Genomic DNA, 9504 nt, shown 5'->3' with positions numbered 1-9504 from the left:
GTGGTCTCCATGTAATAGTCCACCGGGACATGCAATGTTTCTTCGACCAGTTTCACGGCAAGTTTGGGCCCACCAAAATAGTTGGCTTCATTAATTTTGGTCATTCCCACATGTGGAATGTCCACGTAGCTATCCCGGGGTATAGACAACACACTGGCTTGATAGGTGTTGGGATTGATAGAGATAAGCATCATGGTATCGGTGCGATCGCGAACATAAGGGTTAGTGTCATCTTTGTTGTTAATAATCGATAGGGCGTTTCCCAGCAGCAAAATGGTGATGCGATTTTTGAAAGCCGGCGGATTTTTTAATACCGCCTTGGCGGCAATGGCATGTGGGGAAACTTGGCGATAAAGATAATACCCGGTACCCACACCGACAATAACCAGGGCAGCGACAATCGACAAAATCAGACGGCCCCAACGTACTCTTCTCACGATGTTCCCCCTTTAGAAATCACGAAGCCATTATACTAAATCACTCATCAATTAACGATACATAATATTTGTCGAATAACACGGCATTCTCCCCTATCGTAACGCTCACGGCGCATCAAATGTTACCTGCAAGATGAGTCCTGTGCCCCAAAACTTGGGTCAATATCTTTGCGCTGAGAAAATGGCCATTGCCCCTCAGTAGAGTCCTCGATGCGTGAAGGAATGAGCGCGAGTGAGAGCTCTAAGCGCGACACCATTGCATCCGCCGTCGTGATGACCAAGGGCGCTACCGCCGTCCCTGCTACATAGGGCGTAGGAGGCCATAGGTCGGAACGCTGATGGCAAAACACCCTTCCCAGGTGCCAGCATCTCATACACAAAACCCTCTACTAAACCCGACGATATCAGCGCCAAAGCCTCGCCGGCTCATCCTCCGGATGATGTATATTCCCGAGAACGCTGGATTCAGTCGCTCCAAAGAGCGCCAATGGACTTGACGTCCCTTCTCTGGACGCCTGAGGGATCTTTGCATCGCCTGCCCATGACTTTCTTCACCCACAAATTTCCTCGTCAGGCAATGACTACTTGGTTTCTACTTCCTCATAGGACACATATCTCACGTAATTTGAGGTCATGCTAAAGCCATCTGAAGAGATCGCACAGATCGAAAGGAGGGTCATCATGAAAAGAAGCCATTTGAAGACCACACTGATGGTTGCAAGCGTGGGAATGGCATTCATCGCCGGGTGTGGAGATTCCTCTTCTCACAATGCCGGCCAGGTCAACTCGTCACGCCACACTGACCACAATACTACGGGGTCCAGCGGCTCCGCCAAAGCCTCTTCATCCAAAGGAAAAGACAGCGCCAAAAGCAAACACGGCGGTACACACAAGACAAGTAAAAAAAGCGGCAAAGCAAAAGGCAAGAGCGGCGTGAAAGCGGGAGCCAATTATGCAGCCATGAAGCCGATGAATCTAGCCATTCTTCCGGAATACGCAGCGCTTAAACCATTTAATCCTGCGCTGAAGGACTATCACGAAGTTTCGAATTTTATTCCCGACATGGGCTATCACTGGGCTGCACCCACGCCAGGGCTGGTGCTCATGACCAATAATTTTGGGCAGACTCCGGCCATCGAAACCAGCTATCCCGAAAACCTGGGCAGCTTCCCGTGGAATGATCTTCCAACGACCGTACCCAATGGGGGCGTCGCGTGGAATAGCGAACACCTCTACTTCGTACCGCCGTCTAACATTACCACGAGGATGGCATCGACCCTGCCGACAGACTTGACCTCATGGTCGAAGTTCGTCAGCGCCAATCCGCGGCTCAGCGCTTATGCCAAGGAAACCTCAACCTATAAGGGATATAGCATTTATGCCCCTACTATCACTGGGCCGGCGATTAAAGTGCTGGTCTCGACCAGCGGCCAAATTTCAGGATTTATGACCTCTGAACCGGCCTCCTGGGGCTGGTTTAAGGAGTATACCGATCCTAAGGGCCATCCAGTGCCATCCAAGCTCTTCGGGAAAGCTTATCTCTCAGTCATTTGGCTGACTCCGCCGGGAGCAAAATAAAAAAAGGGGCTCCCTGCCCTTAAGAAGGCCAGGGAGCCTTATCTTGATGTCGTGCGGGATTGTGGCGCGGTTACCGCTGCAATTTTTTGAGTTCCCCCAACAGGCGATCATTGAGCACCCGAATATGGGTGCCCTTCATGCCCAACGAGCGAGACTCAATAACCCCTGCCGACTCAAATTTACGTAGTGCATTCACGATGACAGATCGTGTAATACCGACACGGTCCGCAATTTTTGACGCCACCAACAGCCCTTCTGGACCGCCCAATTCATCAAAAATGTGTTGCACCGCTTCGAGTTCCGAATACGACAGGGTATCGATGGCCACTTTGACGGCCGCCTTCTTGCGCGCTTCCATCTCCAATTCATCAGACTTGGAACGCAAGATTTCCATGGCAACGACGGTCGCTCCATACTCAGCCAAGATCAGATCCTCTTCATCAAACTCCCGACCAAATCGCGAGATCACCAAGGTCCCTAACCGATCTCCACCGCCATTTAGAGGCACAATAGTGGTCAGTTTATTTTCATAAAGACACGGTTTATCATGGAAAAATACACACTGTCGCTTATCTTGCGAAATGTTAGCGTGCGTTTCGTCCACCTTCAGTAGCCCTTGATTATAGTTTTGGGGAAACACTTCCGGTCCCAATACTTCGCGAACCATCACATCACACTCAAACGAATCCAATAAAGAGTACCCCAAAATTTTTCCTCGGCGACTGACCACATACACATTCGCTTGGATCAATTCGCTCAGTATTTTTGCCATTTCCTCAAAATTCACAGGATGACCCGCTGAGCGTTGCAGCAAGCGATTAATCCGGCGGGTCTTATCTAAAAGATTTTCCACGTCATCGTCTCCCTAAATTCGACATGATTCAAGTAATCACGCTTGAATTATAGCATGAAAAGTGGCATAAGCTCACGACGAAAACAAAAATTCAGAGTATATACCGATTGATGTCAATATTGTCGGCGATGCGTTCAAGCCGTTCATCCACATAGTGATCGGTAATGGTAATACTCTGCCCCGTTAAATCAGAGGCACTAAAGCTAAGCTCCTCGAGCACCTTTTCCAGAATAGTATGCAATCGGCGAGCACCGATGTTTTCGCTGTCACGATTGACCTTAAAAGCATAGCCGGCCATTTGACGGAGTGCGCTCTCATCAAACGTGACCTCGATGCCCTCAGCACCCAATAAGGCTTGGTATTGAAAAATCAGCGAATGCCGGGGTTCGGTGAGAATGCGATAAAAATCATCCTCCGTCAAGGCGTTAAACTCCACCCGAATCGGAAAACGGCCTTGCAGTTCTGGGATAAGGTCACTCGGTTTAGAGACATGAAAGGCGCCTGCTGCAATAAAGAGGATGTGATCGGTCTTCACCGGTCCATATTTGGTTTGCACGGTTGACCCTTCTACGATCGGCAAGATATCGCGCTGCACGCCTTCTCGAGAGACGTCTGGGCCATGCGCATCATGTCCCGTCGCAATCTTATCAAACTCATCAATAAAGATAATCCCTTGTTGCTCCACTCGCCAAATGGCATCCGCCGTCACAGCATCCGCATCAATGAGCTTGTCGGCTTCTTCTTGCGTCAGTACCTTGCGGGCTTCCGCCACCGTCATCTTGCGGCGCTTCATGCGCTTTGGCAAGAGTCCTTGGAACATCTCGCCCAAGTTCATTTGATTATCCATCCCCGGCATATTGCCCATCATCGGCATGGTCGGTCCGGCATCTTCGACCTCGACATCAATCACTTCATGCTCCATCGCCTTCATTCGCAACTTCTCACGAATTCGTTGCCGTTCGTTTTCAATACGGTGTCTCTCTTCGATATCGACAGGACGCGAGGCATTGGGGTTCGATGCGCCGCCAAAAAACATTTCAAAGGGATTATGCGTCCCCCCAGCGGTGGTGGTGGTGTCTTCGGGAAATGGCGCCATCGCCTCAACAATGCGGTCTTCGGCCATCCGCTCAGCACGGTCCCTCACCTCATGGCTGCGTTCCTCTTTAACCATCCGAATGGCCGTCTCCACTAAGTCCCGCACCATCGAATCCACATCCCGCCCCACGTACCCCACTTCCGTGAATTTCGTGGCTTCCACCTTAATAAATGGCACGTGCAACAGTTTCGCCAAACGCCTAGCCACTTCCGTCTTTCCCACTCCGGTGGGACCGATCATGAGGATGTTCTTGGGAGTAATTTCGTCTTGCAGTTCCTGCTCTAATCGACTTCTCCTCCAGCGATGGCGCAAGGCAATGGCTACAGCCCGCTTCGCCTCTTTCTGTCCCACAATATAGCGGTCCAGCTCCGCCACGATGCGTGCGGGGGTTAATGATGCTTCATCCATTTTCGTCGCCTCCTAGTCTAATGTCTCAATGGTCAGGTGATGGTTGGTGTAAATGCAAATGTCGGCTGCAATCTCGAGCGATCGGCGCACCAGTTCGTGAGGTTCAAGACCACTTTGTACCGATACCAATGCTCGCGCCGCCGCCAACGCATAGCTCCCCCCCGAACCCACCGCGGCAATGCCATCATCTGGCTCAATCACTTCACCCGTTCCCGACAACAGAAACAAATTTTCACGATCCGCCACTAAAAGGAGCGCCTCCAACTTCCCTAACATCCGGTCGGTGCGCCATTGACGGCTCAGTCCCACCGCAGCTCGCGGCAAATTGCCATGACTTTCCTCAAGCTTTCCCTCAAAATGTTCGAATAAGGTCAGTGCATCGGCTACCGCACCCGCGAATCCCGCTACAATCTGGCCATGGTACAAGCGGCGGACCTTTTTGGCAGTATGTTTCATAATGGTATTTTCTCCAAAGGTAACCTGGCCATCTCCTCCAATCACGGCATGTCCGTCCTTCACCACCGCTAGAATGGTGGTCCCATGAAAGTCACTCATGCTAATCCCTCCCCGATCGGTCATTGCCACATCGCCTCATCGTGTGACACTCCATCATGCTCCTCGTGATGTGAAGGCACTTTGGTCTTCGTCGACCTGTACTGTACTTATGTTATCACGCTCGCGCACCATCTGACCGCCCTTAAGCTCGGGGATGGGTTTGTTGATAGATTTTTCCCAATTGCTCTTGCGATACATAAGTATAAATTTGGGTGGTGCGAAGACTTTCGTGGCCCAATAGCTCCTGCACCACGCGCAGATCAGCGCCCCCCATCAGCAAATGGGTGGCATATGAATGCCTCAACCAGTGGGGACTAATATTGCGATGCAACGCACTTTTGAGCAATGTGGCTTTGACAATGCGACGCACACTCCGAGTCGTAAGCCGGCCGCCTCGAGCATTTAAAAAGAGAGCTTTAGTCTTTCTATGTAACAGTTTGGGGCGCGCCACCTCAAGATACTGAGTGAGCGCCTGCACCGCGTAGCGGCCAATCGGCACGATACGCTCTTTGCGCCCCTTGCCCAGCGCACGCACCGTCGCGTCGCCAAAGGCGATGGCCTCGACATCTAAATCGACCACCTCTTGGCTGCGCAATCCCCCGCTATACATGAGTTCGATGAGTGCCCAGTTGCGAATCCCCAAGGGCCCTGCATCGCGCATCGCGGCCTCGATAAAAGTGGCCATTTCGTCAATCGTCAAGACACGCGGCAAGCCGCGCCGAAAGCGCGGCGCCAACACCCGCTTGGCCGGGTTCATGGCCACGCGATTCTCTCGCTCCAAATAGCGAAAGAAGCTGCGAATGACCGCCAGCTTCCGTGCCACACTGCGCGCCGACAAGCCGCGCGCCCCTTCTTGCAAGAGATAGTGACGAATCTGCTTAGCATCGATACGATCGATCGGCATGCGGAGCTCTTCCATAAAGGCCACTAAGTCCGTCTCATAGGCCCTCAGCGTGTGTGGAGAACAGTTATCGACCGCATCCAAATAGCGTAGATACTCAGTCACGTCCGGGAATGTCGCCTTAGGCATGATCGCGAACCTGCAATGCGGCGAGATCGTTCATTGCCGCCAAGGCCCGTTGTCGCAACCACTCACGACGCTGACGCTTCTCCTTTAAGGCGCGAATATCGTCAGGCAGGTCAAACAGCCCAAAGGTCGCATTCATCGGTTGGAAACTCTCTGGATCGGCATGACTCACGTAATGAAAAAGTGCGCCCATCATGCTCTCTCGAGGGAGAATGAGCGGTTCTTGATCCTGAAGATAGCGAACCGCATTCATCGCGGCCAGAATCCCCGAAGCCGCGGACTCGACATAGCCCTCGACCCCAATCATCTGCCCCGCAAGCCACAAGTCCTCCCGACGCCGGACTGCTAAAGATGCATCCAGTATCTTAGGGCTTTTCAAATAGGTATTGCGGTGCATCACTCCATAGCGAGCATATTCCGCCTGGTGCAGTGCTGGCACCAACTGCAAGACCCGCTTTTGCTCTCCCCACCGCAAATTGGTCTGAAATCCCACCAATGACCAAAGCGACCCAGCCGCGTTGTCTCGGCGTAATTGCACCACGGCATAAGGACGGCGTCCGTCTTCAAAGGGGTTTTTTAATCCCATGGGCTTCATCGGTCCAAAAAGCGGGGTCCTCTTGCCACGTCGCGCTAACTCCTCGATCGGTAAGCAGCCTTCAAAAAACGCCACATCCTCAAAATCATGGCGTTCATGCTGCTCCGCTTGCACCAAGTTCTCGTAAAATATTTCGTACTCGGCTTTGGTTAAGGGACAGTTAATATAGTCATCGCTTCCCTCACGAGATCCATAGAAGGCATGGTCCATATCAATCGACTCGCCAAAGACAATCGGTGCTGCGGCATCGAAGAACGAGAGCGGACTATCGCCCAGAGTGTCAATGAGACTCTGACTTAACGACTCATGAGTCAAGGGACCGGTCGCAATAATGGTCGGCCCATCCGGCACCTGTTGGACCACTTCCCGGTGAATGGTCACCAAAGGATGCGCCTCAATAGCGCGCGTGACTCCTTCGCTAAAGACATCACGATCCACCGCGAGCGCCGAACCAGCATCCACTTGCGCTTCGCGTCCGGCCTTCAGAATCAGTGAATCAAAGAGCCGCATTTCGTCTTTGAGTAAGGCAGCCGGGGACAGACCGACATCTCCGCCGAAGGAGTTTGAACAGACCAGTTCAGCCAAACGCTCGGTATGATGCGCAGGCGTCATGGTCACGGGCCGCATCTCATAGAGATCGACCGCAATACCCCGCGAGGCCACCTGATAGGCCGCCTCGGAGCCTGCGAGACCACCGCCCACGATGGTCACACGGTTATTGAGCTTCTTCTTCAAAGCCACATCCCTCCTTCAAACACACCAAGGTTTCCTGACGTCCTTTCTTCTTGGTTGCCATAGAGGTTCCACAGCGCGGACATTTGTTCTCCGTCGGCCGCCACCAGGTGACAAAATCACATTCAGGGTAGGCGCGGCAACCATAAAAGGTCCGTCCTCGCTTACTGCGTCGAGCCACCAAGTCTGCTCCGCATTTTGGACAGAAAGCACCGGTCTTCTCCACAATCGCCTCGGTATTGGTACATTCGGGGTATCCGGAACATGCCAAAAACTTACCAAATCGACCATATTTCACGACCATAGGTCGCCCACACACAGAGCACACTTCATCCGTGACATCGTTGGGCATATCCACCTTTTCGATTTCCTCATCCGCACGAGCTAACTCTTCGGCAAATGACTGATAGAACTCGCGCAATACTTGTTGCCAAACTAGGTCCGCATCCTCCACGCGATCCAACTGATCTTCGATAGCTGCGGTGAACGAAATGTTCACAATCTCAGGAAAGTAGTTTTTCAGGAGATCCACCACCACCCGGCCAAGCTCTGTGGGTGTCAGCCGCTTTTGTTCCCGCCGGACGTAGTCGCGCTGCAACAACGTATCGATAATCGGAGCATAGGTCGAGGGACGACCAATACCAAGTTCCTCGAGCGTCTTCACCAGACTCGCCTCAGTATATCGCGGTGGCGGTTCAGTAAAGTGTTGGGTGGACTCGATGGTCTCGATCGAAAGCCGTGACCCTTCAGTTAAGAGCGGCAGTGCCCCATCGTTCTCGGCATTCTCTTCACCCTCTTCACGGGTGTCTTGATAAAGCACCGAAAACCCAGGGAACTTCACAACCGATCCGTGAGCCCGAAAGGCATGTGCTCCCTGAATGAGTTCCACCGTGGTCGCATCATACACCAATGGCGCCATTTGGCTGGCCACAAAACGCTCCCAGATCAGTCGGTATAAGCGTAGCTGGTCCCGTGCCAAAGAGCCTTTCAATTGGTCAGGATGACGCATCACGACCGTGGGTCGAATGGCCTCGTGGGCATCCTGCACCCCCGGTCTTTCCTTTTGGGGACGTTTCGGGACGTCACTTCCTTTAAAGAACGGCGTTCCGTAGGTACTTTCCACATACGCCTTGGCATCTCCCACGGCCACGTCCGAAACACGGGTGGAGTCCGTGCGAATGTAGGTCACAAGTCCTACTGTCCCTTCCCCTTTCACCTCAAGTCCTTCATACAATTGTTGCGCGAGACTCATGGTACGCTTTACCGAAAACCCGAGACGCCGTGAGGCCTCCTGCTGCAATGTGGATGTCGTAAATGGGAGGGACGGAAAGCGACGACGCTCCCGGGTCTTCACCGACCGAACTTCGACGTCCATTCCCACTTGCACTTGCTCCAGGACCGCCCCTTGATCAAGCACGGTGAGACGACCCTTTTCGCCTAATGGGCCAACATACTGAGCAGCAATCGCCGGTTGGCTATTGGCGGTTAATTCCACTGTAAAATATTCTTCCGGACGAAAAGCTTCAATGTCCAGTTCCCGATCGACCAAAATCTTCAGTGCGGCTGACTGCACTCGACCCGCGGACAGTCCGGGACGTACCTTGCGCCACAGCAACGGAGATAGTTGGTACCCCACCACGCGGTCGAGTACCCGCCTCGCCTGCTGGGCATCCACCAAGTTCATATCCACCGGTCGGGCCGAGCGAATCGCTTCAGTCACCGCATCTTTCGTAATCTCGTGGAATTCAATTCTACGAGCATCCTCCGGCTTAATCCCTAGTGTTTCCCCCAGATGCCAAGCAATGGCCTCGCCCTCGCGGTCCGGGTCGGTTGCTAAATACACGCGATCGGTCTTTTTGGCCGCGTCCTTCAATTCTTTCACTAATGGACCTTTGCCGCGGATGGTAATATAGCGCGGCTGAAAATCTTTTTCGACATCAACACCAAACTGACTCTTTGGCAAGTCACGTACGTGCCCCATCGATGCCTTCACCTGATACCGACTTCCTAGAAATCGGCTGATGGTTTTGGCCTTGGCCGGAGATTCTACAATAATCAAGGGCTTTGGCTTTGCCAACCTGCCACCTCCCGTTCGTAAGCGTACCTATACTATCGCATTATGCCACGGATATCCAGAAAAGGCCCTCCCCATAAAATCGCCCATTATTTCCCTGACGCTTTTTTCCATGCATCCCAAATATTTAGTGTGACGGACATATTATG

Annotated in this window: 8 protein-coding genes; 1 reads left to right on the top strand and 7 read right to left on the bottom strand. The window is 52.6% G+C overall.

The annotated features are described in order from the left end of the window. The coding region (locus ACOJWD_RS09615) for an LCP family protein (protein WP_486993011.1) at positions 1 to 437 on the bottom strand (437 nt) is incomplete at its 3' end. Positions 438 to 1118: 681 nt separating this feature from the next. Between ACOJWD_RS09615 and ACOJWD_RS09610 the strand changes: the two genes are divergently transcribed. Further along, positions 1119 to 2015 carry a hypothetical protein gene (locus ACOJWD_RS09610; protein ID WP_486993010.1) on the top strand — a complete coding sequence of 299 codons (897 nt, stop codon included), beginning with the start codon at positions 1119 to 1121 and terminating at the stop codon, positions 2013 to 2015. Positions 2016 to 2085: 70 nt separating this feature from the next. Here the strand turns inward: ACOJWD_RS09610 and codY are convergent, their stop codons facing one another. From codY to topA, 6 genes are all read right to left on the bottom strand, one after another. Further along, positions 2086 to 2868 carry a GTP-sensing pleiotropic transcriptional regulator CodY gene (gene codY, locus ACOJWD_RS09605; protein ID WP_486993009.1) on the bottom strand — a complete coding sequence of 261 codons (783 nt, stop codon included), beginning with the start codon at positions 2866 to 2868 and terminating at the stop codon, positions 2086 to 2088. Between the two features lie 91 nt (positions 2869 to 2959). Continuing rightward, on the bottom strand, positions 2960 to 4372 hold the full coding sequence (gene hslU / locus ACOJWD_RS09600) for an ATP-dependent protease ATPase subunit HslU (protein WP_486993008.1): 1413 nt from the start codon (positions 4370 to 4372) through the stop codon (positions 2960 to 2962). A gap of 12 nt (positions 4373 to 4384) precedes the next feature. Continuing rightward, entirely contained in the window at positions 4385 to 4927 is a 543-nt protein-coding gene (hslV, locus tag ACOJWD_RS09595) for an ATP-dependent protease subunit HslV (protein WP_486993007.1), read from the bottom strand. A 142-nt stretch (positions 4928 to 5069) separates the two neighbouring features. Beyond that, on the bottom strand, positions 5070 to 5933 hold the full coding sequence (locus tag ACOJWD_RS09590; protein WP_486993006.1) for a tyrosine recombinase: 864 nt from the start codon (positions 5931 to 5933) through the stop codon (positions 5070 to 5072). A gap of 16 nt (positions 5934 to 5949) precedes the next feature. Next, positions 5950 to 7284 (bottom strand): methylenetetrahydrofolate--tRNA-(uracil(54)-C(5))-methyltransferase (FADH(2)-oxidizing) TrmFO, encoded by a 1335-nt coding sequence (gene trmFO / locus ACOJWD_RS09585; protein ID WP_486993005.1) that lies wholly within the window; start codon positions 7282 to 7284, stop codon positions 5950 to 5952. Beyond that, positions 7265 to 9358 carry a type I DNA topoisomerase gene (gene topA, locus ACOJWD_RS09580; protein ID WP_486993004.1) on the bottom strand — a complete coding sequence of 698 codons (2094 nt, stop codon included), beginning with the start codon at positions 9356 to 9358 and terminating at the stop codon, positions 7265 to 7267. The genes trmFO and topA overlap by 20 nt, the downstream gene beginning before the upstream one ends. Between the last annotated feature and the right edge of the window lie 146 nt (positions 9359 to 9504).

The sequence above is a fragment of the Sulfobacillus sp. TH-112 genome, from assembly GCF_057473405.1.
Note: the sequence above shows the minus strand (reverse complement) of the source record. Positions and strands in the feature narration are given on the sequence as shown.

What these genes read in the sequence shown, in the direction of transcription:
- hslU (WP_486993008.1), bottom strand. Translation starts at nt 4,372, where the DNA reads ATGGATGAAGCATCATTAACCCCCGCACGCATCGTGGCGGAGCTGGAC.
- ACOJWD_RS09610 (WP_486993010.1), top strand. Translation starts at nt 1,119, where the DNA reads ATGAAAAGAAGCCATTTGAAGACCACACTGATGGTTGCAAGCGTGGGA.
- hslV (WP_486993007.1), bottom strand. Translation starts at nt 4,927, where the DNA reads ATGAGTGACTTTCATGGGACCACCATTCTAGCGGTGGTGAAGGACGGA.